The organism is Hydromonas duriensis (assembly GCF_004363775.1).
GTDB lineage: Bacteria > Pseudomonadota > Gammaproteobacteria > Burkholderiales > Burkholderiaceae > Hydromonas > Hydromonas duriensis.
On record NZ_SNZE01000020.1, the window covers coordinates 14,882 to 39,185 of the forward strand.

Sequence of the window (24,304 nt, forward strand, 5' to 3'; positions counted from 1 at the left end):
CGGCGACTGAAGTCGCCTGTGTGAACCACATCATAGGTAAAAAGAGCCAAAGAGGCAAGAAAATATATTAGATTAGCGGTGACAAATCAGGATTGGCATGATGAATAATGCCGCCCCCCAAACACACGTCACCATCATACAATACCGCAGATTGACCAGCCGTCACCGCCCATTGAGGCTCGGCAAAAGACAAATCACAGCGTTCGTCACTGATAACATTCAATTGACAAGGCGCATCGCTTTGTCGATAACGGGTTTTCGCCGCAACATCTCGAGATTTTGGCGCATGTCCCGCCACCCAGCTGACATTTTCAAAACTCAACGCTGTTGAACGCAAAGCAGGATGCTCATGACCTTGAGCCACATAAAGGGTGTTATTCTCCAAGTCTTTGTGTACAGAAAACCACGGCTCTCCGCTACCATTTTTGTCGCCCCCAATGCCGATGCCTTTACGCTGCCCAAGGGTATAAAACGATAAACCGACATGTTCACCAATCGTTCGGCCATCTAATGTTTTGATGGGGCCGGGTTTGGTTGGTAAATATCGATTCAAAAAGTCACGAAAAGGTCGCTCACCAATAAAGCAAATGCCCGTCGAGTCTTTTTTAGCGGCATTCGACAGGCCAAGCTGATGGGCAATATCGCGCACTTGTGTTTTCGGCATTTCGCCGAGCGGGAATAATGTTTTTGATAGTTGCGCTTGGTTCAGACGATGCAAAAAATAACTTTGGTCTTTGGTCGCGTCTAGTCCTTTGAGTAGCTGAAAACCGTCACTGACTTCACGCACGCGAGCATAGTGACCTGTTGCGATGTATTCAGCGCCTAAACTCATGGCGTGATCCAAAAAAGCCTTAAATTTAATTTCGGCATTACACAACACGTCGGGATTAGGTGTGCGCCCTGCGGTGTATTCGCGCAAAAATTCGGCAAACACCCGCTCTTTATATTCGGTGGCGAAGTTAACCGCCTCAATATCCACACCAACCACATCGGCCACACTGGCCGCGTCCAACCAGTCTTGACGCGATGAACAAAACTCAGAGTCATCGTCATCTTCCCAGTTTTTCATGAATAGACCAATGACATCGTATCCCTGTTCTTTGAGCAACCATGCCGTCACCGACGAGTCAACGCCACCAGACATGCCCACTACAACTCTTTTTTTACTTGCCATTATAAAATCCGTAAATCTTTCACCAGAGACAAGTCTAAACGCTGCCCTGCCAAATAATCTCCTAAACATTTCGCCACAACAGGGTTACGATGAATGTCTCTTTGCGACATAATTTCATCAACGGTTAACCATTCAGCAGCAATAATGTCATCATCCAACTCGTTTTGAATGGGTGCTTCGCTCACCGTACCAATGAACGTCAAACGCAAATACGTCACCGACTTATCGTCTTTATCTGATATATAAATCCCCAGCAAAGCCGTTGGTGTAAAAGCATAACCCGACTCTTCTAAAACCTCGCGCGTAACCGCATCGACCATCGTTTCATCGGCCTCCCAATGCCCAGCGGGTTGATTAATGCGAATGCCATGACGGGTGTGTTCACGCACCATAAGAAAGCGACCATCTCGTTCAACGATGGCAGCAACTGTGGCATGGGGCGTCCAAATTGGGGAAGTATGCGGCATGGCGTAACCAAAAAAATTAAAACTCGCGCCACATCAAAGTTTGTGACATTGCGTAGTCGGCTTGAAGAATATACTAGATGAGCATGTAAGATAAGACACAATGTACAAAACTGTACAACACACTCAATCCATTTGAGACGAATGAAAAATAAAATAAGCGCAAATTATAGCACAACAAAAACGCCTCCTTTAAACTCAGCTTGTTGTCACGCCATGTCGCAAGTCAAAAAAGCAGACCAGCATCTGCTTCGTAATGAAATGCAGTATTTCGCGTATAATTCATCTTTCAAACATTTTTTAAAATTTATTTAAAACAACACCATGACCGTTACCATTAAAGACGACAACGACATTGCCCACATGCGCATTGCGTGCAGACTTGCTTCTGAATTACTCGATTACTTAACGCCGCATGTGGTCGCGGGCATCACAACGGGTGAAATTGACCGTTTAGCGCACAATTACATGGTCGATGTACAAAAAACCATCCCTGCAACACTGGGCTACCAGCCTCCAGGCTACCCGCCATACCCAAAATCATGCTGTATTTCTGTTAATGATGTCATCTGTCACGGTGTCCCTTCTGATGACAAAGTACTGAAAAATGGCGACATCGCAAACATTGATGTCACGGTCATTACGCCAGCGGGATATTTTGGTGACACGTCACGTATGTTTATTGTCGGTGAAGGTTCGATTGCAGCCAAGCGACTATGCGAAGTGACGTATGAGAGCATGTGGCATGGTATTGCGCAAGTTAAAGAAGGTGCGACATTAGGCGATATTGGCGCAGCGATTGCCGCGCACGCACATAAAAACGGCATGTCAGTGGTGCGTGAATATTGCGGTCATGGCATTGGTAAGGTATTTCACGAAGACCCTCAAGTATTGCATTACGGCATCAAAGGCCAAGGCATGACGCTCAAAGCAGGAATGATTTTCACCATCGAGCCTATGATTAATGCGGGTAAGCGCGATATGCGCACCATGCCAGACGGTTGGACGGTTAAAACCAAAGACCGCAGCCTGTCCGCTCAATGGGAGCACACCGTACTGGTCACACCGACTGGATATGAGGTGTTGACGCTTTCGGAGGGTTCGCCTGCTGCACCATCATTCATCCAAACCTCAGCACACTAATTTTCACCATGCCCAACATCGCCCCCACCGTCATTGACAAAACTCAATACCAAACGGGGCGACAAACCCTGCTCAATCAATTTGTTCAACACAAGCACCCGACGCGTGCCGTGCGCCCGCTCATTCGTGACTTGACCGCATTGACCGATTGCTGCGTGCAAAGTGCATGGGGGGCATGCTTTAATCATCAATCTGAAGACATCCGCCAGGCTGCCGCTTTAATCGCTGTCGGTGGTTATGGTCGCGCCGAACTGTTACCAAACTCAGATATTGACTTGCTCATTTTAATTAAAACCGATGCGTTATCCAGCGAGCAGCGTCAACAACTGTCAAATGCAATTGAGCAATGGGTCAGTTTACTATGGGATATGGGACTGACTTTAAGCCACAGCGTGCGCACGATTGACGAAGGTATTGCCGATGCCTTGGAGGACTTGTCGATTCAAACCTCTATTTTAGAGGCGCGTTATCTCGCAGGCGATACAAAAATTCACCATACTTTTTATGCTGCATTTAAAAGGCACTTTGATTTGCCCGTGTTTTGGCGTGAAAAAATAGCCGAAATGCGCCAGCGACACGCCAAGTTTGATGATACGCCCTACAGCCTTGAACCAAACTGCAAAGAAAGCCCAGGGGGGCTGCGCGACATTCATCTCATGATGTGGCTCGCCAAAGCAGCGGGTATTGGGCAATGTTGGCAAGATTTGCATCACAACAACTGGCTGACCGCGAGCCAATTGCGCCTGCTTGTGCGCAGTGAAAATCAATTGCTTGCCATTCGTGCTCACCTGCATATTTTGAGCAAGCGCATGGAAAATCGCGTGTTATTTGACTTGCAGACCCCTCTTGCTCATGCGTTTGGACTGTATGAGACCGTGGGCAAACGCGCGGGTGAACGCTTGATGCAGCGGTATTACCTCGCAGCACGAGCCATTTATCAACAATTCACTCTTTTCATCCAAAAATTTGAATTGTTTCTCGCACCACCAAGCGCACAACACATCGCCCATAAAATCAAAGGTTTTCCTGATTTTGTAGAGGTTGACCATGTTTTGGATGTCGTGCGCAATGATGCCTTTATCCGCAAGCCTCATTTATTGATTGACGTCTTTTATGTGTATGGGCAAGTCACGGGTTTAACGGGGTTTTCACCTAAACTATGGGATGCCATCTTACAAGCGCGAAATTTAATTACCCCTGAATTTCGTCGTAAACCCGAGCATCGAGCTAAGTTTATTCGCTTATTGAAGATGAAAAATGGCATCACCCATGCCATTCGCTTAATGCACCAAACAGGCGTATTGGGTCGTTATATTCCCCCCTTTCGCCGCATCATCGGTCAAATGCAACATGATTTATTTCATATTTATACGGTTGACCAGCATATTTTGACCGTGGTGCGCAACCTGCGTCGCTTCACTTTGCAGGAGCACTTACACAGTCACCCACTGGCGAATCAAGTGATGGCAGAGTTCAATCAGCCTTGGTTACTTTATATTGCGGGTTTATTTCATGACATCGCCAAAGGGCGCGGTGGCGATCACTCAGACTTAGGTGCAATCGAAGTGGCTCGGTTCGCCAAACAACATGCGTTGACTAAAAAACAAACCGCTCTGGTTGTTCTTTTGGTTAAAGAGCATTTAACCATGTCGAACTTTGCGCAAAAAGAGGACTTGTCTGATGTGGAAACGATTCGCCGTTTCGCAGCCAAAATCAAAACCATTGAACATTTACAGGCGTTGTATTTATTGACTGTCGCCGATATTCGCGGAACCAGTCCAAAAGTGTGGAATGCGTGGAAAGATAAGCTGCTGGCTGATTTATATCAACTGACGCTACGAGAGCTGTCAGGGCAAACCCAAGCACCAACCAATATGTTGCGCGAACGCCAAGAACAAGCCTTGGAGCTACTCCCCAGCACATTGACGACGCAAGCCCAAAACCTATGGCATCGTTTTGATACCGAGTATTTCATGCATCATGATGCAGAAACAATTGCTTGGCACGCTGAACACATCATTCCCGAATTGACGGGTACACAAACAACCATCGTCGCCAGCCAACCGTTTAATGGCGCCCACAGTCTACACGTCATGATTTATACAGCGGATGTGCCTGATTTATTCGCACGCTTATGTTCATTTTTCCAACAGCGGCAACTGTCGATTTTTGATGCGCAAATTTACACCAGTGGTTATGGCACAGCATTGGATACTTTCCAAGTGTTGTTGCCTGATACCCACATCGCAGATACCCAATATGTCACGCAACTGAACCTTGACTTAAAAGAGCTGTTGATCAAAGCCCCTACGCTTCGAGTCCCCAATCTAGGGCGGCTCACAGCGCGCTCGCGCAATTTTCCAATTGTACCCCGCGTCAATTTAGTGGCAACCGACAAGGGCGAATACGTGCTTAAGCTCGCTGCCACTGACCGTCACGGCGTATTGTATAGCATCGCTTATATTTTGAAGCAAATGAATATTCGCCTGCGCAGCGCACGGATTGTCACCCTCGGCGAGCGGCTTGAAGACGTATTCGTTTTGACTTCGGATGAGTTAAGCAACCCCAGCGTGGCCGCGCAACTTGAAGCGGAGTTAATTCGAGTGTGCACCATCTCGTAAAGTCCGCAATAAAAACCAAAAAACAAAATTCAACACTAACAATGATATGAAAAACACATGAATCTCATGAGCTCGCTTGAACCATATAAAGCCCCTTGGTGGGCAAGTAATGCCCATGTGCAAACCATTGCACCGACATATCATCGAACACCTCAACCCATTTATACGCGGCAGCGGTGGGACACGCCTGATAACGACTTCATCGACTTGGATTGGGTCAACGCTCACAAAATCAATCAACCCAATCAGCGGCTGGTGATTTTGTTTCATGGCTTAGAAGGTTCAAGTCAAAGCCCTTACGCACGTTCGTTGATGAATGAGTGCGTTCAGCAAGGATATACAGGGGTGGTTGTGCATTGGCGGTCGTGCAGCGGTGAAATCAACCGTCAGCCTATTTTTTATCATTCAGGTTTTTCACAAGAGGTCGATTGGATTTTACGCCGTCTCAGCACGCTTTACCCACACAGCACGCGTCATGTCGCAGGTGTGTCGTTGGGAGGCAATGCCTTACTTAAATGGTTGGGCGAACAGGGAACTGCGGCCCAACACCTCATCAGCTCTGCCGCAGCCATTTGCCCACCACACGACCTGAAAGCAGGCTCGATTGCACTTGCAAAAGGTTTTAATCAATACGTGTATATGCGCCATTTTCTCAGCACATTGAAAACCAAAGGTCTGACAAAAATCGCCATGTACCCTCATTTGAATTTATCTGCCGAAAAAATAAAAACCGCACAGAATTTTTTTGATGTAGATAATCACGTGACCGCGCCATTGCATGGGTTTAAAAATGCTGAAGACTATTGGCAACAATCATCTTGCAAACAGTTTTTATCACTCGTCCGCACCCCCACCCTGGTACTCAATGCACTCAACGACCCTTTTATTCCCAAAGACAGCCTTGCACAGCCGCATGAGGCGAGTTCATCCGTACAGCTCACTTATCTGAATCAAGGTGGGCACGTTGGTTTTATTCACGGTTCTACCCGTGCTCGAATTGATTGGCTACCCAAATATATTTTGGAATTTCTCATCTCAAGCCAGACATAAGTCCCTACCCAACCCCCACACCTGTTGCTATAATGGCGCAGCCATTCGGCATCTCATTTTTTAATATACACAAAGAACACATCATGAGCCAAACATCTGCCCCTCACTCTGCCGCAACTATTGTTGAGCTGCTCGCATCTGACTTGCCCGCCAGCTGCCCGAATCCAAACATGAGCGCATGGAACAGCCATCCGCGTGTATTCATTGATGTGAGTCACGGTCATGCAACCTGCCCTTACTGTGGCACAGAATACCGCCTCAAGGCGGGTGAAATCGTTAAAGGCCATTGATATGCCGCGTAAACTCCGCGCACCCAAATCGATGTTCAGCAGTGCCAGTGAATTAGAAGCGGCTTTTTATGCCGCATTATCGGCTGGCGACGTTGATGCCCTGATGAAAGTCTGGTCCGAAGACGAGGACATCATTTGTATTTTGCCTAATCTGCCTTATACACAAGGTCATGTCGCGGTACGAGAATTATGGGAAATGTTGTTCAATATTGGGCGCATGAATGCCCACATCTTGGCCACCCATACATTTGACAACTTGCTCACCGCCGTACACACCCTGCTCGTTCATATTCAACTCACGACACCTGCGGGCGAGACACAGACGTTTAATTTACACACCACACAGGTTTATCTCAAATCAGAACAAGGCTGGTGTATGTCGCTGTATCACGCCACCATTGCGCAGGACAACAATAAGTTGGCTGATGTGCTACCTAATTTACTGCATTGAATACAGGTGTATTTTGATTGACCAACAAAAAAGGCTTCCTTTATAAGGAAGCCTTTTTTGCATTATCATATGGCTTAGTACTGCCAAAAAATACGCTGTAACTCAGCCGTGTCTTTCGTTTTAGTCAAAGCCACTATCGCCAAAATTCGTGCTTTTTGTGGGTTCAAATCATGTGCCACAACCCAATCATATTTATCATCAGGCTGCTCCGCATTGCGCAACACAAAACCCGCAGGTACGCGTGCTGAGCGGATAATGACCACACCTTGGCTGCGCAACTCTTGCAGCGTTGGCACAACATGTTTAGCAACCGAGCCATTGCCCGTGCCCGCATGAATAATCGCTTTTGCACCGCCTTGGCCAAACGCTTTGGCAGCCAAAGCATCGCCATCTTGATGGCCGTAAACGATGTTGACTTGTGGCAACGACTCGATATTATCAATATTGAATTCTGAATTTTTGCCAAAACGTTTATCTAACTGACGGAACCAATAGTTTTTACCCTCTACAACCATGCCCAAAGGCCCCCACTGACTATTGAATGCATTGGTATGAATGTTTATTGTTTTTGACACATCTCGTGCCGTGTTGATGTCATCATTCATCGTCACCAAAACACCACGACCGCGTGCATCTTTTGAACCCGCCACTTGAACAGCGTTATACAAATTCAACATGCCATCCGCCGACATCGCAGTGCTTGGACGCATAGAGCCTACCACCACAATCGGCTTATCCGTCTTGATGACTAAATGCAGGAAATAAGCGGTTTCTTCTAATGTGTCAGAACCATGTGTAATCACAATACCATCAACATCGCTTTGTTTAACCAAAGCCGATACGCGCTTGCCCAAAGTCATTAAATCATTGTTGGTTAAGCTCTCAGAGGCAATTTGAAACACCTGCTCACCACGAACGTTTGCCACTTGCGAGAGTTCAGGAATCCCCGAAATTAACTTATCGACAGGCACTTTAGCCGCAGAATACGTCGCGCTATTGGTTGAATTTGCGCCCGCGCCTGCAATGGTACCGCCCGTGGCTAAGATAACCACATTGGGCTTGGTTTGTGCAACAGCACTAATTGAAATAAACGCCAGCGCGGCCACACCCGCAGTCGCTACATGACGCACACGTGAAAAAAAAGACATTTTGTTCTCCTAATTATTGTTGTAAGGGGAGCACATTGTATGTTGTTTATACGTTAAAGTCACGCACGCTCGTACCTTTTTATAATTTTAAAAAAGTCTTTTATATTCAAGATGTTAAATGAAATTTTAAACTGAGGCGGATTGCCATTCTTCCTGCAATACTTTGAGCATATTCGCAATACCGTCCAGATGAATCGCATCCGTCACACGATCCGCCACCTCTTTCAGTCGAGGATGCGCATTGCCCATGGCAATGCCTGTACCCACACCTTGAAGCATTTCAATATCATTTAAGCCATCACCAAACGCATATGCTTGCGCCATGCCAAAGCCCAAATCATTCAACACTTTTTGGCAGCCCGTCAGCTTATTGACACCTTTCGGCAAAATATCAAGCGCAGTTTGGTGCCAACGGACAAAATCAAACTCAGGATAATCAACGATGAATTGCGGAATAAGGGTCTCATCTAAATGTTCATCAAAAAACAACCAGCCTTGCAAAATTTCAGTGTTTTGATAAAAATCCATGTCAACGTTCACATTGATGTCTACTGAGTCCATCGGAATCATCACTTCATCCACGCGTGCGCTAACATGCCCACCTGTCACCCCATTGATACCGTAATAATATCCACGCGCATGTACGTCCGCAAATAACCTCATAAGCGGTTGATGTGCCAATAGTGTTTTATCAAGCACCTTATTTTCACGCAAAATGTACGCACCATTTTGCAATACGGCATAGGCAGGCTTAATCACATCTAAGTATTCTTGGGCATGATGATGGCTGCGCCCTGTTGCAACTGCAATAACATGCCCAGCCTGTTTGAGTGTTTCAATCGCATGCAAAGCTGATTCTGTTATGCGATTTGTACGGTGGTCAAGTAAGGTATTGTCAATGTCGAAAAAGAAAATTTTAGTCATAAAAAGGATAAAAGGGCTATCGTTGTAAAAGTAGGATTTAAAGAAAAAATCCACCGAGATTCTACCGAGATGTCTTGTAAAAAGACCGCACTTCAGCCCAAACTAATTCCCAAGTCTTATATACCAACTTGGCTTGTCCCTGCAAATGCAGGTTTCAATTTCTTCAGAATAGGTGCGATACCAAGTAGATTTAAATCCAAAAATTATAATTATTGATTTCAAGCTTATCACTGCCCTTACAAAAAGACAACCTTGCACGCTCACATGCGCACATGTACTCAAACGCTCCAAGCGAATATTAAGCTTTGAGCCGAAGCATACTTTCAATACAAGGTTGATGTGTTTTTTAACATATAGTTTTTAGCTAATAGAACCGTACACAACCATTTTTCGGTTAAAATGACGGACTTCCGCCCAGATTTTGACTATGTAGAAAACGCCCATGAGCAATAAAAACACTTATCCCGTAAATCTCCTCGATACTCCATTTCCTATGCGTGGCGACCTCGCTAAGCGCGAGCCGCAGTGGGTGAAAGAATGGCAAGCACAAAAACGCTATCAAAAAATCCGCGCAGCAGCCAAAGGTCGTCCTAAATTCATTTTGCATGACGGCCCGCCCTACGCCAATGGCGACATTCACATTGGCCATGCGGTTAATAAAATTTTAAAAGACATCATCATCAAATCTCGCACGATGGCGGGTTTTGACGCGCCTTACGTGCCAGGGTGGGACTGCCACGGCATGCCGATTGAGAATAAAATCGAGTCGTTACACGGCAAAGGTTTACCAACACAAGAAGTCCAACAAAAATCACGCGCGTATGCCAGCGAACAAATCGAAAAACAAAAAATCGACTTCATGCGCTTAGGGATTTTAGGGGATTGGGACAATCCTTATAAAACCATGAATTTTTCAAACGAGGCGGACGAAGTTCGCGCCTTGGGTGCTATTTTGCAAAAAGGCTATGTGTATCGCGGTTTAAAACCCGTGAACTGGTGCTTTGATTGTGAATCGGCATTGGCAGAAGCTGAGGTTGAGTATCAAAACAAAATCGATTTGGCTATTGATGTGGGTTTTGAATTTGCCGAACACGACAAATTATCAACTGCTTTTGGCGTCCAAGTTGAACAAAAAGGCCATGTCGTCATTTGGACCACCACGCCGTGGACCATTCCTGCCAACCAAGCCCTAAACGTTCATCCTGAAGTCGAATATGCCTTGGTACAAACCGACAAAGGTCAGTTGATATTAGCCACCGACTTGGTCGAAACCACATTGGCACGCTACGAACTCAACGGCACGATTGTCGCAACCTGCAAAGGTGCTGCACTGGATCATATCGCATTCAAGCACCCGCTCTACCCTCGCCTGTCGCCAATTTATTTGGGTGACTACGTCACAACCGACGCAGGTACGGGCATTGTTCACTCCGCACCCGCTTACGGTGTAGAAGACTTTAGCTCTTGCAAAGCCAACGGTTTAAAAGACGATGACATCCTCACCCCCGTCATGGGCAATGGCGTATATGTCGCCGACCTTCCTGATTTTGGCGGCATGCACATTTGGAAAGCCAATCCTGCCATCGTTGATAAGCTCACTGAGGTTGGCGCGCTGTTTAAAGTCGTCAAATATGACCACAGCTACATGCACTGTTGGCGCCACAAAACACCATTGATTTTTCGCGCAACCACACAATGGTTTGCCTCAATGGACAATAAAGTCGAGGGCACTAGCTTGCGCGAACGCGCGCTCAAAGGCGTTGAAGACACACAATTTTTCCCAAGTTGGGGGCAAGCACGCTTGCACTCGATGATTGCCAATCGCCCCGATTGGACTTTGTCACGCCAACGCCAGTGGGGCGTGCCCATGCCGTTTTTCTTATCGAAGGCAACAGGACAATTGCATCCGAACACGCCCGAATTGCTCGAAAAAATTGCTCAATTGATTGAAAAACAAGGCATCGAAGCATGGCAAACGCTTGATATAAATGAGTTTTTAGGTGCAGATGCCAATGATTACGTCAAAAACAAAGATACTCTCGACGTATGGTTTGATTCAGGGACAACTCACTTTCACGTCTTGCGCGGTTCACACGCGGCTGATTTGACGTGGCCTGCTGATTTGTACCTTGAAGGTTCAGACCAACATCGTGGCTGGTTCCACTCATCGTTGCTCACGGGTTGCATGTTGGACGGTCGCGCGCCTTATAAAGCCCTGCTCACCCACGGTTTTGCCGTCGATGGTGAGGGTAAAAAAATGAGTAAATCGCTGGGCAATATTGTCTCGCCTCAAGATGTCGCAAATAAAATGGGGGCGGAAATCATCCGTCTATGGGTTGCTTCAACGGATTATTCGGGTGAGCTTTCAATTTCGGACGAAATTTTGAAGCGCGTGTCGGAAGGCTACCGCCGCGTGCGCAACACCCTGCGTTTTTTACTCGCCAATCTAACCGATTTTGATGCCAAAACACAGTTGTTGCCTGTTGAAGCACTGTTGGAAATTGACCAATATGCACTCGCATTGACCGCGAATTGGCAAGCCGATGTCCTCGCACATGCTGACAAATATGAGTTTCATCCTTTGGTGGCAAAATTACAAAACTTCTGTTCGGAAGATTTGGGCGGGTTTTACCTTGATATTTTGAAAGACCGCCTTTACACCAGCGCGCCTGACTCACACGCTCGCCGAGCCGCCCAGACCACTTTATGGCACATTGCCCAAAGCATCGTGCGCATCATGGCACCGATTTTAAGTTTCACGGCTGAAGAGGCTTGGCCGATTTTAAATCATAGCTCGAGTGAAGACACCATTTTCACTGAATTGAACCACGTCATCCCCTCACCAGCGGACGCAGATACTTTGGTGGCGCAATGGTCACGCATCCGACAACTGCGCGATGATGTGAATAAAGCCCTCGAAGAAGCTCGTGGGGCTAACCAAATTGGTTCTGCGCTACAAGCGCATGTCACAATTCACGCACCCGCTGCGGACGTTGAGTTACTTAAAGGATTGGGCAATGATTTGCGCTTTGTCTTGATTACATCAGGTGCAGATGTTCAGACCGCCGACAATGTGAATGTCACGGTTGATGTGGCTGCGGGTGAAAAATGCGAACGCTGCTGGCATGTTACCGTCGATGTGGGTCATAACGCAGACCATCCAACCTTATGTGCGCGTTGTATTTCCAATCTGTTCGGCACAGGCGAACAACGGCGGTTTGCGTAGAAGATTGAATAATTAGGCTATTCTTTCTAGCGTAACAACACCCCTCTTCTCTCTTGACACGATTGAAAGAGGGGCAACTTTTTAAAAGTAGGTACACAAACAAAATGACCTCAAAAAAACTAACACCTTATTTTTTATTGACCACTATAGTCATTTTCATCGACCAAGTCAGTAAACTCATGATTGAAGCCACGTTTCAATTTGGTGAGTTTGTCCCTGTCACGTCTTTTTTCAACTTGGGCTTGACCTATAACCCTGGTGCAGCTTTTAGCTTTCTCGCCGATCACAATGGCTGGCAACGTTGGTTTTTTACCGCGTTATCATTGTTTGCTTCGATTTTTATTGTGTTTTATATGCGTAAAAACAGACACTTACCTAAGTTGTGCATTGGCTTGGCTTTTATTTTAGGCGGTGCTATTGGTAACTTAATTGACCGTGTGCGCATTGGTAAAGTGGTTGATTTTTTAGACTTTTATGTTGGTAACTCACACTGGCCCGCATTCAACCTCGCTGATTCTGCGATTTTCGTCGGGGTTGTCATTTTGTTGCTCGATGAGTTTAGACAGAAAAAGATATAAAATTCGTATGTTCAACTCTCAATAAGGATGCCCCATGCTTCAAGGTAAACACATCGTACTCGGCATCACAGGTGGCATCGCGGCTTACAAAAGTGCACAATTGACACGTTTACTGAAAAAACGAGGGGCACGCGTGTCGGTGGTCATGACCGAAAGCGCAAAACAATTCATTACGCCGCTGACCTTCGCCTCGTTGACAGGCGATGCTGTTTATGATGACTTATGGCAAAACCGCTCGAGTGCTGACAGCAACATCACCCACATTAATCTCACCCGCGAAGCCGATGCCATGCTCATCGCCCCATGCACGGCAAACACGATGGCAAAAATCGCTCATGGCATGGCCGACGACTTATTGACCAATCTTGTTTTGGCTCGCGATTCTTCACGCTGCCCGCTGGCCATTGCGCCTGCCATGAATATGCAGATGTGGGCTAATCCTGCCACTCAACGCAATTTAAAGCTGATTAAGCATGATGGCATCCATGTTTTTGGCCCCGCATCAGGCGAGCAGGCATGCGGTGAAGTTGGCGATGGTCGCATGCTTGAAGCCGCTGAGTTGGCACAAGCCATCGAATCCCTTTTTGTTACACAAAGCCTCAAAGGTAAAAAGGTTCTTATTACCGCAGGCCCAACTTTTGAAGCAATCGACCCCGTCCGAGGGCTCACCAACCGCTCCAGTGGCAAAATGGGTTACGCCCTCGCTCATGCTGCCGCTTGCGCAGGTGCTCAAGTCACATTAGTTTCAGGCCCCACGCACCTCGACACGCCCTTCCAAGTCACGCGCGTTGATGTTGAATCCGCGCAAGGCATGCTCGATGCGTGTTTGCAATACAGTTCACAATCGGATATTTTCATCGCGGTAGCGGCCGTTGCTGATTGGCGCACGGCAAACGTAGCCACGCACAAAATCAAGAAACAAGATGACAATGACGTGCCCATGCTGACTTTTGTACAAAATCCTGATATTTTGCAGACCATTGCCTCACGCAACAATCCGCCTTACTGTGTTGGCTTCGCGGCAGAAACTGAACATCTCATTGAGTTTGGACAGCGTAAACGCCTTAAAAAAGGCATCCCGCTTCTCATTGCCAACAATGGCCCCGCTGCTTTTGGAGCAGACGACAACCAAGTGGTGCTGCTCGATGATGCGGGTATACACGAGTTACCAAAGCAAAGCAAAATCAGCTTGGCGCACACATTGGTTGCTGAAATTGCCCAACGTTTAAATTAGCCCTCTGTTTATATTTTTTATATTGATAAAATACCATGCACATTGACATTAAAATCCTCAACGAAAAAATCAAAGATAAACTCCCAGCTTACGCCACTTCAGGCAGTGCAGGCTTAGACTTACGCGCACTGATTGACGCACCGATTGTGCTTGAACCGAGTCAAACGGTTTTAATTCCAACAGGCATGGCCATTCATCTGAACGACCCCAATTATGCCGCCTTAATTTTGCCCCGTAGCGGCTTAGGACACAAACACGGCATCGTTTTGGGCAATTTAGTCGGCTTGATTGACTCCGATTATCAAGGTGAATTGATGGTGTCTGCATGGAACCGCGGTCAAACGACGTTTACCATTGAGCCTTTTGAGCGCATCGCTCAGTTGGTTATCGTGCCTGTGGTACAAGCGCAATTTAATATCGTCGACGAATTTGGTGAATCCAATCGGGGCGTGGGCGGGTTTGGCAGTACGGGCGTGAAATAAGCGTGTGCGCTACGGCTAAAATACCCAAATTCCCCCACTTCTGGCATTGCTGCCTCTTATTAAACTAAAAAGTTATTTGATATGAACAACTTAACTCACCGTATCGCCGTTGAGTACGAAAAACCATCGGCTTTTAATTCTTGCAGTACCGAACAGGCATGGGCTTCTGTCCCCTCAGAACCGAATGCAGTTGAGCGAGAGGAGTTAATATCTAAAATCAAAGCGCAATTAATCGAAAAAAATGCGGTTTTAGTATCGCATTACTATGTTCATCCTGATTTGCAAGATTTAGCAGAAGCAACGGGCGGCTTAGTATCCGACTCACTAGAAATGGCGCGATTTGGGCGAGACCACCCTGCGCAAACATTAGTGGTCGCAGGCGTGCGCTTTATGGGCGAATCGGCAAAAATTCTTAGTCCAGAAAAACGGGTTTTAGTCCCCGAAATGGACGCCAATTGCTCACTGGATTTAGGCTGCCCCGCTGAGGAATTTACACAATTTTGCGACGAGCACCCCGACCGCACGGTTGTGGTTTATGCCAACACCAGCGCGGCGGTAAAAGCGCGAGCAGACTGGATGGTAACCTCAAGCATTGCTTTAAAAGTTGTCGCACATCTTAAAGAACAAGGTAAAAAAATTCTCTGGGCGCCTGACCGTCATTTAGGCAGCTACATCCAACGCGAAACAGGCGCAGATATGTTGATGTGGCAAGGCGCGTGTATTGTGCATGATGAGTTTAAAGCCATTGAATTGGATGCACTAAAAAAACAATACCCTCAAGCCAAAGTTTTAGTGCATCCTGAATCCCCTGCTTCTGTGGTTAAGCTGGCCGATGCGGTTGGCTCAACCTCGGCGATTCTCAAGGCTGCACGCGACATGAAAGCAGATACCTTCATCGTTGCGACAGACAATGGCATGATGCACAAACTACGCCAACAAAATCCTGACAAAACATTCATAGAAGCACCTACTGCGGGCCAATCTGCAACGTGCAAAAGCTGCGCACATTGCCCTTGGATGGCAATGAATGATTTACGCAATGTGCTCAAGGTATTGGAACAAGCAGGGACAGGCTACAATGAAATTCAGATTGATGAACACATCAGGGCACGAGCCAAGTTACCGATTGACCGCATGTTGGACTTCGCTCAACAGGTGGGCATCACCTCAAAGCCCAACGTAGACAGTGCAATCACGCAGGGCTTAGGTCCCGCATGACAATAAAAAAACAGGTTAACAACCTGTTTTTTTATTACATATTCGTATTTCGCCGCCCCGTCATTGCCTGCGCCAATGTACCCAAATCCACTTGCTCTAACTCACTGCCCACAGGCACACCTTTTGCCAAACGGGTCACTCGAAGGCCTTTTTGAATCAGCTGTTCGCCAAGGTAATGCGCCGTCAGTTCGCCCTCGTTTGTAAAATGTGTGGCTAAAATCACCTCTGTGACAACCCCATCAGCAGCACGTTTAAGTAAGGCATCCATGCCAATGTCTTGGGGGCCCACGCCATCAAGCGGGTTGAGCTTGCCCATCAACACAAAATATAAACCATTATAAGTCATGGTTTGTTCGATTAATAACTGATCCATTGGGGATTGAACCACGCACAACAAGGCCTCATTGCGCTTTGGATTGGCGCACACTTGGCACAATGCTTGGTCGGTCAAGGTATAACATTTCTCACAATGCCGTAGATGCGTCAGAGCATCGTCAATGGCGTCGGCAAGTTGCTGCGCGCCCTCACGTTCGTTTTGCAGCAAGGTGAAGGCGAGACGCTGTGCGGATTTGGGACCTACCCCTGGCAGCACGCGCAACGCATCAATTAAATTTTGGATTCTATCTTGGCGCATATGTTGATTTACGCATCCAAAACTGAACGAACATCAGCCGTCCATTCGCGAACGATGTGTTCGGCATCTTGCCCCTCATTCACTGCGTTTTCAATTAAAGTGATTAATTTACTGCCAATCACCACGCCATCCGCCACCTCAGCCACCGCCCTCGCGCTGGCTGAGTCAGAAATCCCAAAACCAACGTTAATCGGTAAGTCGGTATGTAAACGCAGTTTCGCCACCTGCTCTTTAACTGCACCAACATCTAAATTGCCAGCACCTGTCACGCCTTTAAGTGAGACGTAATAAATAAAACCACTCGCCACGCGTGCAGTTGAGACCATGCGCGCTTCGGCCGTTGTTGGTGCCACGAGGTAAATCACATTCAGTCCCGCATCCCTCGCTTTATTTGAAAACTCGATTGACTCTTCGGGCGGATAATCCACAACCAAGACGCCATCGACACCACTGGCAACCGCTTGTTGGATAAACGCCGTTTGCCCCATATGTTCAATTGGATTGGCATAGCCCATCAACACCACGGGAGTGCTCTTGTTTGTTGAACGAAATTCACTCACCAGTTGCAACACATCGGATATACCCACGCCATTGGCCACGGCTCGCTCACTGGCTCGTTGGATGACAGGGCCGTCAGCCATTGGGTCTGAAAATGGCACGCCTAGCTCAATGACATCGACTCCAGCCGAAACAAGGGCATGCATCAGCTTCAAAGTCATTCTCACACTAGGGTCACCCGCTGTGATAAAAGTAACGAGATTTTTGCGATTGGACAGTTTATTCGCGGCTAATTGAGTAGATAGGCGGGTCATGTGTTTTTCTCTTGAGTTTTAAAAACGGTAAACCGTGATTGTAACTAAAATTGAGCAGACAATGCGCTGATAATCTATAGATGCGTGTGCTCATGCAGGGGCTATTTCGCTGGTTTCCATAACAAAGGTACGCCCCCCAAGACGCAAGCATCAACATTCATACCCAAACCAGCCGCATATACCAGCCTGTCTTCGCAATATACCAAAGGCAACTGTGAACGCAATATTGGGGCAATGCCTGCTTCTAGGTAAGCCTTCTTCAGACTCATGGACGGGCGTTGTGGATGCAATCGAATTCGCTCCCCACCCTGTCTGGCTTTTGTTATCAGGCCAAATTGGTGGATTTTTTCAACGTCCACACCATACTGATGAAGCGACGATGGCAAATACGTTATCTCGCCCATGTCATCATTTTGAGCTACGTCAACTGCAATTAAATCATCTCTAAACCGAGAAATCCATATGCCATCAGGATGTTGCCAACACATATGTTGGTCAATCCGAGTGATGTTAATTTGTTTGAGCAACTCGTGCAAGGCTGAGCGGCTCGGCATGCGAACATGCATTGTGGCAAACCAATGACGTATTAAGACGCATTGCTGCTCAAAATTAAACTCTTTTAACATCAATGCATTAAGGCAAGCCAACTCCCCTATTTCAATTCGTGGTTGTTTTACATGCGGAGCCAATATCGAGTCTGCCCATTCGGTTTCACATGTCAGCTGTGTTTGAGCTGCGCCGATGTCACTCAAAATCTCAAAGCGCGTCATTAAGTCTAAAGGAGCCTCTTTTAATTGCAAGCGCAAGGCGTTACGTGCAAAGCGTGGATTTGTATTGGATGGGTCGGTGACATGCTCAATTGACTGTTGAGTCGCATAAGCCTCAATCTGAGCCTTACTTACACTTAACCACGGACGCTGCCATGTCAAGCCATCTTTCTGAAAAGAACTAGGCATCGCCGCCAAACCACGCGCCCCCGCACCACGATACTTCTGAAGAAGATGTGTTTCGATTTGGTCATCTTCATGTTGGGCGAGCCAAATATGAGTCACCGCGTGCTGATTTGCCATCTCGGTTAAAGCGGCATAACGCCCTTGACGCGCCCAATCTTCAATGCTTTGGGCTTTTTGACGGGTACTCGGCTTAAGTTGCGCACAGTCAAAACAAATGCCCTGCTGTTGGCAATAATCCTGCACAAAGAGCTGCCACTCATCAGCGACTTGCTGCAAGCCATGATTGACATGGAATGCGTACAACGTTCGCCCCAGCTTTTTTGCTGCCAATTGTGCCGCATCCAATAACGCCATCGAGTCCACGCCACCGCTCACCGCAACAGCCAACCTATGTTCTACTGAAAAGTCTGTTTGCGCACGTAATACAAGCGATAACAAAAAAGCGGTGACATCCTCACCGCTTTTTTTATTCAACGACATATTACTTTTCGGCGTATTTACCATAATCCATCAAACGGTTCATGCGCACTTCAAGTAACTCTTTAATAGACATACTTTGCGCATGTGTTAACGCATCAGCCAAAGCATTTTTCAATAACTGTGCCGTATGTTTATAATCGCGATGTGCGCCACCGATAGGTTCTGAAACCACTTTATCTATCAAGCCAAGTTGTTTAATGCGTTGAGCAGTCAACCCCAGTGCTTCTGCCGCTTCGGGGGCTTTGTCTGCACTTTTCCAGAGAATTGATGCACAACCCTCGGGAGAAATCACCGAATAAGTCGAATATTGCATCATCAAAACAGTATCCGCCACAGCAATTGCCAAGGCGCCACCCGAACCACCCTCACCAATAATAGTGGCGATAATCGGGGTGTTTAGTCTTGCCATTTCGAATAAATTACGACCAATCGCTTCAGATTGACCGCGCTCTTCTGCGCCAATCCCTGGATAAGCACCAGGCGTATCAATAAAAGTAAAGACAGGCAACTTGAACTTTTCGGCCACTTTCATCAAACGCAGCGCTTTGCGATAACCTTCTGGACGTGGCATGCCAAAATTACGCATGGATCGCTCTTTGGTGTCACGCCCCTTTTGATGACCGATAACCATGCAAGGTGCACCGTCAAAACGCGCCAAACCACCGACTATCGATAAATCATCCGCAAACGCACGGTCACCATGCAGCTCATGAAAATCAGTAAAAATTTCATTGATGTAATCTTGAGTATATGGCCGTTGAGGGTGACGTGCCACCTGAGAAACCTGCCATGACGAGAGCTTAGAGTAGATATCCTTGGTCAAATCATTGCTCTTTTTTTTCAATCGGCTGATTTCCTCTGAAATATCGACCGCTGAATCACTCTGTACCAAGCGCAACTCTTCAATCTTGCCCTCTAATTCGGCAATTGATTGTTCAAAATCTAAAAAGGTAGGTCGCACATTTACTCCTTATTAACAACTGTTTCATAAGCACATTGTAATGACTTATGACGTGATGCGGACATTTTAACAAATGCCAAACATTTAAACCAGCGAACGCCCGTGCATTTCTACTGGATTTTTTAGTAAGACAAGCTTAACTTTTACTTTGAGCTTGCAATTTATTTCGTAAAAACAAGGTGATGGCGAAAAAACAAACCACACCGCCTAGTACCTTGGTCAAAAATTCAACGCTGAAAAAAAGCCATTGCATCGGCAAACCAAAAGCAATCAAAGGAAAAACCAACGAGTCAACTGCCGCGCTGAGTATATTTGAACCATTAACGCGCTGCCAATGACTGTGTTCACGCAGCACATGATAAACCAAAAAATCAACCATACCCGCAGAAGCAAATGCGGCAAATGAAGCCAATGCGACTTGGCCAGCATTGCGATTAATTAAAAAACTAATCACAGAACCCAGTAAAATCAATGTGGGCATTTTCCAAAATAGCCCTGTATGCTCCCATGCATCATGTAATTTGTCACGAATGGCCATATCAAAACCAATCATGAAAAAACAAATCACACCATCAATGATAAGCAATTGATGCATGTCATCACCTTGCATGAAAAAAGCAAAAGCCAAATTCGCGAATACCACTGTCAGTAAGTACAATACGCTGAATAAATTAATCATAAAATCCCTTTTTTTCAACCGTCGGCGAGAGCCAAAGCTGTTTTATAAATACAGTGCACGTTAGAATTGAAAACAGTTCAAACCAACTTAATACAACGACCATCATGTGACGCACCGAAAAACACATGAATAAAATTTTTTAAAAACAATAAGTTAAAGACCAAAGCTTATGTCAAAACTTAACTTCAATAACGCATTCATCAATACCAAAAAACATTAATAAACAATGGGTTCAGATGAAATTTTAATATTAAACTTTAAAAAAACCGCCTCTTGAATACGCCGAGCCAATGCCATCAATTGCAAACCTGTGCCGCCACCGTGATGAACCAAAACCAGAGCTTGTTTGTCATACACACCCACAGCCCCATCACGCAACCCCTTGAAACCCGATTGCTCAATCAACCAACCTGCTGCCACCTTAACCAAATGTTCAGTTTGAGGATAATTGGGGATATTGGGATATTGCAATTTAAGCTGTTCAAGCTGCTTTAAATCAATCACAGGGTTTTTAAAAAAACTACCCGCATTGCCCAAGGTCTTAGGGTCGGGTAGTTTACTGCGCCGAATGGCAATAATCGCATTCGCCACATCAACAGCTGTTATGGGTTCACCAGCGAGCATTTCTTTTAATTTTGCGGCCACATCCCCATAGCTTATTTTCGGCTGCCATAGCGAAGCATCTTTCAACAACTTGAATCGAACCTCAGTAATGATGTAACGAGACTGTGGGTGTCCGTCAACCTCTAACCACGGCTGCTTAAAGACACTATCTCGGTACGTAAACTGGCATTCATCGTGTTTTAAAACCACCCATGTTTGGGCTTGTCTATCCCAAGCCTTTACCGACTCCAATACGTCTTTAACTTCTACTCCATACGCGCCAATATTTTGAACTGGGCTCGCACCAACAGAACCTGGAATTAAAGCCAAGTTTTCCAATCCCATCCAGCCATTTTCCACACTCTGCATGACCCAGTCATGCCACACCTCTCCAGCCGCCACAGAAACGATAATGTGAGTGTCATTTTCATCCACAACCGTCACACCACGTTGCTGTAAATGCAAGACCGTACCCGTGATGTCACGCGTCAGGACAAGGTTGCTCCCCCCTCCCAGCACAAAACAGTCGCTACGCGACTTGATGGTATCGTGCGCCATCAACCAAGCTGATAACACTTCGTCTGACGTAATCGGTACATAATTCGCAGCAGACACAGAGAAGCCCATGGTATTTAAATGGGTTAAATCAAAATGATGTTGCACGGTGTAAAGGGTCATGTGTTTCAAGCTGTCAAATTCAAATGGCTTCGCATTATACCAATCGGGTATAATTCAACCATGTTTTTTTACGATTAGATTACATTTATTTTACTTAGAGGATGTTATGCCATCATTTGATACAGTTCTAAAAGCCGATGCAGTCGAATTACGCAATGCCATTGACCAAACCAATAAAGAAATCACAGGCCGTTTTGATTTCAAAGGCTCAGGCGCAAAAGTTGAGTTGAAAGAGTTTGATATCACCTTGTTTGCCGACTCGGAATTTCAGCGCGAACAGGTTTTAGATGTTTTGCGCAATAAATGCACAAAACGCAATGTTGACCCCAAGTTTCTAGTCGAAGAAAAAGTTGAAAAAGTCTCGGGCGACAAAGTTAAACAACTCATTAAGGTCAAAAACGGGGTCGCACAAGAAGATGCTAAAAAAATTGTGAAACTAATTAAAGACAGCAAAATAAAGGTTCAAGCCTCCATCCAAGGCGATGCAGTTCGCGTTTCAGGCGCCAAACGAGACGATTTGCAAGCAACCATGGCTTTATTGCGTAAAGACATGAGCGAATTGCCTCTCACATTTGATAATTTTCGCGATTAATTTAACTTAACGTTAAACATGAAAAAAGGCGCGGTAAACGCGCCTTTTTTATTTCACATCCATAGACTTACTTCGCCAACTCTTTACGAAGTATGTCCGCACGTTTTTGTGAGGATGGATGGCTCGACATCAAACCACCACTGCTGCCTAAAGACGCCAGTTTTTCTAAAGATGATATAGCCGCCTGCGGATTTACTGATTTAGAGCGCATTAAATTCAAGCCGTACATATCAGCTGATTTTTCATCCGCCTGAGAAAACTGTGCGTCGAGTACTTTACTCATCAAACCACTTAAATCACTATCCGCCAATTGACCAACAGTCCCACCAGCTGAAGAAGCACCTTTGATCGCTGCCGAAGTTAATAATGCTTTAGTTAACTGTGATTTACTGTGTCCCAACTTAACATGACCAATTTCATGTCCCAAAACAAAACGAACCTCATCGTCCGTCATCATATCCAACAAGCCACTGTTGATTCGCACTGTACCATCCGCCATCGCAAAAGCATTGACCTCTTTATCGTTGTACACTTTAAAATTCAAAGTTAAACCATCGGTACGCTCCCAGCCTTTAATCAGTTTAGACAAACGTTTACCGTAAGCACTGCTAGGGGCCGCAATACTGTTTTGTTTATCATAAGCCAAAGCCATTTGCGAAGCATATGCCTTTACATCTGCATCCGACAACGTCGCCGCACTAGCAACATCAGAGACCGCCTCAAATGCTTTGCCAAAATCAAATGCAAAACTAGGCGTTGCCGACAATAAAGCCAAACCTAAAATAGCTGTGGATACATATTTTTTTGACACAATACCACTCCCAATAAAAATTAAATAAAAGAATAAGCCGAAGACTGTGAATCGTATCATAAAGAAAAAAGCAAAAGGCGGTTTTCATATGCTTATAAAATCAAAAGCACCTTAACGGTGCTTTTGATTGACAAGAATAAATTATATTTTTTATTTTTTTAGCAAAATTAATAAAAAAATCAAAGTTGAACTTAGCAATACAACCAGTGACCATTGAGGGATACTTACACCAAAATACAAAGGTAGTTTCGCACCACACATACCCGTTGCCATAAACATGTCAGGCCACCACTGGGCGGTCGGTAATTGATTGACAACATTTTGAACGGGATCAATCCCACATTCGGTTTTAGGCTGCATTAACACCCAGTTGTGATAAGCCGCAACCCCTGTCGCGCATACCCCTGAAAAAATTGCAACCACAGAGCTCAAGCGTCCTAAGTGACCTTTAATTAAACCCATCACGGAAAACAATGCAAAAGCCCAAAAACCAAAACGCTGCATAATGCATAACGGACAAGGTGCTAAATCTTTGACATTTTGTAAATACCAAGCCGCACCAAGAGATGCTGTAGAGAGTATTAGTAACAAAGCATAAGCCAGTCGATGCGTTTTAACACGTCGGCTAAACAAGGGTTTTACTTTTGACTTTCGATTCATCTGTTGCACCTTTACCAAAAAACCACCATTACATCACATTAGATTGATTATTTAATAATTATATAATAAGAAAATCAATATTCAAAACTAAACATTTCAATCAAACTACAGAATAAAAAATTTTACTTTATGAAAAATTATAAAAACAGCGTAAGGCAAGAGTATTTAGCAATGATTTACACCCAAATACAGTCAATTCAATGTTCATAATTTTTAAACTCGGCTATGTTTACAGCTGTGTAATAATCAACCAAGGCATATCAAAACCAACGATTTATTTTTTTTGAATCAAAACAATATATTCACCATAAAAAAGACCGAAAAAATAAACTGCAAAATGGGCGGTAATCATCCCAAAAAATAAAAGCGAATCAAAGTAGAAAAAAGTCCTTAAACTCACAAGAAAAGGAATACTACGATGAAAGCCAAGAAATACAG

23 protein-coding genes are annotated in these 24,304 nt (G+C 45.6%); 11 read left to right on the forward strand and 12 right to left on the reverse strand.

Translation table 11 applies throughout. From position 1 onward, the window contains the following. Positions 1–67: 67 nt before the first annotated feature. The gene (gene mnmA, locus DFR44_RS08645; protein ID WP_133621095.1) at positions 68–1,174 is read right to left on the reverse strand and encodes a tRNA 2-thiouridine(34) synthase MnmA; all 1,107 of its coding nucleotides are present in this window, start codon (positions 1,172–1,174) and stop codon (positions 68–70) included. Further along, on the reverse strand, positions 1,174–1,641 hold the full coding sequence (locus DFR44_RS08650; RefSeq protein ID WP_133621097.1) for an NUDIX hydrolase: 468 nt from the start codon (positions 1,639–1,641) through the stop codon (positions 1,174–1,176). Before DFR44_RS08650 ends, mnmA begins: the two co-directional genes overlap by 1 nt. Positions 1,642–1,962: 321 nt before the next feature. Between DFR44_RS08650 and map the strand changes: the two genes are divergently transcribed. The 5 genes from map to DFR44_RS08675 all read left to right on the forward strand — a co-directional run bounded on the left by map (position 1,963) and on the right by DFR44_RS08675 (position 7,193). Further along, positions 1,963–2,781: a type I methionyl aminopeptidase gene (gene map, locus DFR44_RS08655; protein ID WP_133621099.1), complete on the forward strand. Its 819-nt coding sequence runs from the start codon at positions 1,963–1,965 to the stop codon at positions 2,779–2,781. 8 nt (positions 2,782–2,789) lie between these two features. After that, positions 2,790–5,402, forward strand: a complete 2,613-nt coding sequence (locus DFR44_RS08660; RefSeq protein WP_133621101.1) for a [protein-PII] uridylyltransferase — start codon at positions 2,790–2,792, stop codon at positions 5,400–5,402. 57 nt (positions 5,403–5,459) lie between these two features. Further along, positions 5,460–6,452: a YheT family hydrolase gene (locus DFR44_RS08665; protein WP_246012095.1), complete on the forward strand. Its 993-nt coding sequence runs from the start codon at positions 5,460–5,462 to the stop codon at positions 6,450–6,452. Positions 6,453–6,535: 83 nt separating this feature from the next. Then, complete coding sequence (locus DFR44_RS08670) at positions 6,536–6,742, forward strand: zinc-finger domain-containing protein (RefSeq protein ID WP_133621103.1); 207 nt, start codon at positions 6,536–6,538, stop codon at positions 6,740–6,742. Position 6,743: 1 nt separating this feature from the next. Beyond that, a complete protein-coding gene (locus DFR44_RS08675) occupies positions 6,744–7,193 on the forward strand; it encodes a YybH family protein (protein ID WP_162845219.1) in 450 nt (149 codons plus the stop codon). Positions 7,194–7,267: 74 nt separating this feature from the next. Here DFR44_RS08675 and DFR44_RS08680 read toward each other — a convergent pair whose 3' ends face one another. Both DFR44_RS08680 and DFR44_RS08685 read right to left on the reverse strand, forming a co-directional pair. Then, positions 7,268–8,341, reverse strand: coding sequence for an asparaginase (locus DFR44_RS08680; protein ID WP_133621107.1), 1,074 nt, complete (start codon positions 8,339–8,341; stop codon positions 7,268–7,270). Between the two features lie 126 nt (positions 8,342–8,467). Continuing rightward, the gene (locus tag DFR44_RS08685; protein WP_133621109.1) at positions 8,468–9,265 is read right to left on the reverse strand and encodes a Cof-type HAD-IIB family hydrolase; all 798 of its coding nucleotides are present in this window, start codon (positions 9,263–9,265) and stop codon (positions 8,468–8,470) included. 442 nt (positions 9,266–9,707) lie between these two features. Between DFR44_RS08685 and ileS the strand changes: the two genes are divergently transcribed. The 5 genes from ileS to nadA all read left to right on the forward strand — a co-directional run bounded on the left by ileS (position 9,708) and on the right by nadA (position 16,003). After that, positions 9,708–12,491, forward strand: coding sequence for an isoleucine--tRNA ligase (gene ileS, locus DFR44_RS08690; protein WP_133621111.1), 2,784 nt, complete (start codon positions 9,708–9,710; stop codon positions 12,489–12,491). Positions 12,492–12,595: 104 nt separating this feature from the next. Beyond that, positions 12,596–13,069, forward strand: a complete 474-nt coding sequence (lspA, locus tag DFR44_RS08695) for a signal peptidase II (protein ID WP_133621113.1) — start codon at positions 12,596–12,598, stop codon at positions 13,067–13,069. Between the two features lie 34 nt (positions 13,070–13,103). After that, positions 13,104–14,303 carry a bifunctional phosphopantothenoylcysteine decarboxylase/phosphopantothenate--cysteine ligase CoaBC gene (gene coaBC, locus DFR44_RS08700; protein WP_133621115.1) on the forward strand — a complete coding sequence of 400 codons (1,200 nt, stop codon included), beginning with the start codon at positions 13,104–13,106 and terminating at the stop codon, positions 14,301–14,303. Positions 14,304–14,338: 35 nt separating this feature from the next. Next, complete coding sequence (gene dut, locus DFR44_RS08705; RefSeq protein ID WP_133621117.1) at positions 14,339–14,785, forward strand: dUTP diphosphatase; 447 nt, start codon at positions 14,339–14,341, stop codon at positions 14,783–14,785. Between the two features lie 81 nt (positions 14,786–14,866). Continuing rightward, complete coding sequence (gene nadA / locus DFR44_RS08710) at positions 14,867–16,003, forward strand: quinolinate synthase NadA (protein ID WP_133621119.1); 1,137 nt, start codon at positions 14,867–14,869, stop codon at positions 16,001–16,003. 34 nt (positions 16,004–16,037) lie between these two features. Here nadA and recR read toward each other — a convergent pair whose 3' ends face one another. From recR to murB, 6 genes are all read right to left on the reverse strand, one after another. Beyond that, a complete protein-coding gene (gene recR / locus DFR44_RS08715; RefSeq protein ID WP_133621121.1) occupies positions 16,038–16,637 on the reverse strand; it encodes a recombination mediator RecR in 600 nt (199 codons plus the stop codon). Between the two features lie 8 nt (positions 16,638–16,645). Beyond that, on the reverse strand, positions 16,646–17,449 hold the full coding sequence (gene trpA / locus DFR44_RS08720) for a tryptophan synthase subunit alpha (protein WP_133621123.1): 804 nt from the start codon (positions 17,447–17,449) through the stop codon (positions 16,646–16,648). 101 nt (positions 17,450–17,550) lie between these two features. Continuing rightward, positions 17,551–18,882, reverse strand: coding sequence for a tRNA lysidine(34) synthetase TilS (gene tilS, locus DFR44_RS08725; protein ID WP_162845220.1), 1,332 nt, complete (start codon positions 18,880–18,882; stop codon positions 17,551–17,553). A gap of 1 nt (position 18,883) precedes the next feature. Beyond that, positions 18,884–19,843, reverse strand: a complete 960-nt coding sequence (locus DFR44_RS08730; RefSeq protein ID WP_133621127.1) for an acetyl-CoA carboxylase carboxyltransferase subunit alpha — start codon at positions 19,841–19,843, stop codon at positions 18,884–18,886. Positions 19,844–19,979: 136 nt separating this feature from the next. After that, on the reverse strand, positions 19,980–20,522 hold the full coding sequence (locus DFR44_RS08735) for a VUT family protein (RefSeq protein WP_133621129.1): 543 nt from the start codon (positions 20,520–20,522) through the stop codon (positions 19,980–19,982). Between the two features lie 216 nt (positions 20,523–20,738). After that, positions 20,739–21,803, reverse strand: a complete 1,065-nt coding sequence (gene murB, locus DFR44_RS08740; protein WP_133621131.1) for a UDP-N-acetylmuramate dehydrogenase — start codon at positions 21,801–21,803, stop codon at positions 20,739–20,741. A 106-nt stretch (positions 21,804–21,909) separates the two neighbouring features. On the opposite strand from murB, the gene DFR44_RS08745 reads away from it, so the two are divergent. Beyond that, positions 21,910–22,395: a YajQ family cyclic di-GMP-binding protein gene (locus DFR44_RS08745; protein ID WP_133621133.1), complete on the forward strand. Its 486-nt coding sequence runs from the start codon at positions 21,910–21,912 to the stop codon at positions 22,393–22,395. A gap of 67 nt (positions 22,396–22,462) precedes the next feature. On the opposite strand, the gene DFR44_RS08750 is transcribed toward DFR44_RS08745, so the two are convergent. After that, complete coding sequence (locus DFR44_RS08750; RefSeq protein ID WP_162845221.1) at positions 22,463–23,206, reverse strand: M48 family metalloprotease; 744 nt, start codon at positions 23,204–23,206, stop codon at positions 22,463–22,465. Between the two features lie 150 nt (positions 23,207–23,356). Further along, entirely contained in the window at positions 23,357–23,866 is a 510-nt protein-coding gene (locus DFR44_RS08755) for a disulfide bond formation protein B (RefSeq protein ID WP_133621137.1), read from the reverse strand. Positions 23,867–24,304: the final 438 nt, after the last annotated feature.

Coding starts and splice junctions, on each gene's coding strand:
- murB (WP_133621131.1), bottom strand. CDS start 21,803: ATGACCCTTTACACCGTGCAACATCATTTTGATTTAACCCATTTAAAT.
- DFR44_RS08685 (WP_133621109.1), bottom strand. CDS start 9,265: ATGACTAAAATTTTCTTTTTCGACATTGACAATACCTTACTTGACCAC.
- DFR44_RS08660 (WP_133621101.1), top strand. CDS start 2,790: ATGCCCAACATCGCCCCCACCGTCATTGACAAAACTCAATACCAAACG.
- trpA (WP_133621123.1), bottom strand. CDS start 17,449: ATGACCCGCCTATCTACTCAATTAGCCGCGAATAAACTGTCCAATCGC.
- DFR44_RS08650 (WP_133621097.1), bottom strand. CDS start 1,641: ATGCCGCATACTTCCCCAATTTGGACGCCCCATGCCACAGTTGCTGCC.
- DFR44_RS08680 (WP_133621107.1), bottom strand. CDS start 8,341: ATGTCTTTTTTTTCACGTGTGCGTCATGTAGCGACTGCGGGTGTGGCC.
- nadA (WP_133621119.1), top strand. CDS start 14,867: ATGAACAACTTAACTCACCGTATCGCCGTTGAGTACGAAAAACCATCG.
- DFR44_RS08745 (WP_133621133.1), top strand. CDS start 21,910: ATGCCATCATTTGATACAGTTCTAAAAGCCGATGCAGTCGAATTACGC.
- mnmA (WP_133621095.1), bottom strand. CDS start 1,174: ATGGCAAGTAAAAAAAGAGTTGTAGTGGGCATGTCTGGTGGCGTTGAC.
- DFR44_RS08675 (WP_162845219.1), top strand. CDS start 6,744: ATGCCGCGTAAACTCCGCGCACCCAAATCGATGTTCAGCAGTGCCAGT.
- DFR44_RS08670 (WP_133621103.1), top strand. CDS start 6,536: ATGAGCCAAACATCTGCCCCTCACTCTGCCGCAACTATTGTTGAGCTG.
- DFR44_RS08735 (WP_133621129.1), bottom strand. CDS start 20,522: ATGATTAATTTATTCAGCGTATTGTACTTACTGACAGTGGTATTCGCG.
- map (WP_133621099.1), top strand. CDS start 1,963: ATGACCGTTACCATTAAAGACGACAACGACATTGCCCACATGCGCATT.
- recR (WP_133621121.1), bottom strand. CDS start 16,637: ATGCGCCAAGATAGAATCCAAAATTTAATTGATGCGTTGCGCGTGCTG.
- coaBC (WP_133621115.1), top strand. CDS start 13,104: ATGCTTCAAGGTAAACACATCGTACTCGGCATCACAGGTGGCATCGCG.
- dut (WP_133621117.1), top strand. CDS start 14,339: ATGCACATTGACATTAAAATCCTCAACGAAAAAATCAAAGATAAACTC.
- DFR44_RS08755 (WP_133621137.1), bottom strand. CDS start 23,866: ATGAATCGAAAGTCAAAAGTAAAACCCTTGTTTAGCCGACGTGTTAAA.
- tilS (WP_162845220.1), bottom strand. CDS start 18,882: ATGTCGTTGAATAAAAAAAGCGGTGAGGATGTCACCGCTTTTTTGTTA.
- lspA (WP_133621113.1), top strand. CDS start 12,596: ATGACCTCAAAAAAACTAACACCTTATTTTTTATTGACCACTATAGTC.
- ileS (WP_133621111.1), top strand. CDS start 9,708: ATGAGCAATAAAAACACTTATCCCGTAAATCTCCTCGATACTCCATTT.
- DFR44_RS08665 (WP_246012095.1), top strand. CDS start 5,460: ATGAATCTCATGAGCTCGCTTGAACCATATAAAGCCCCTTGGTGGGCA.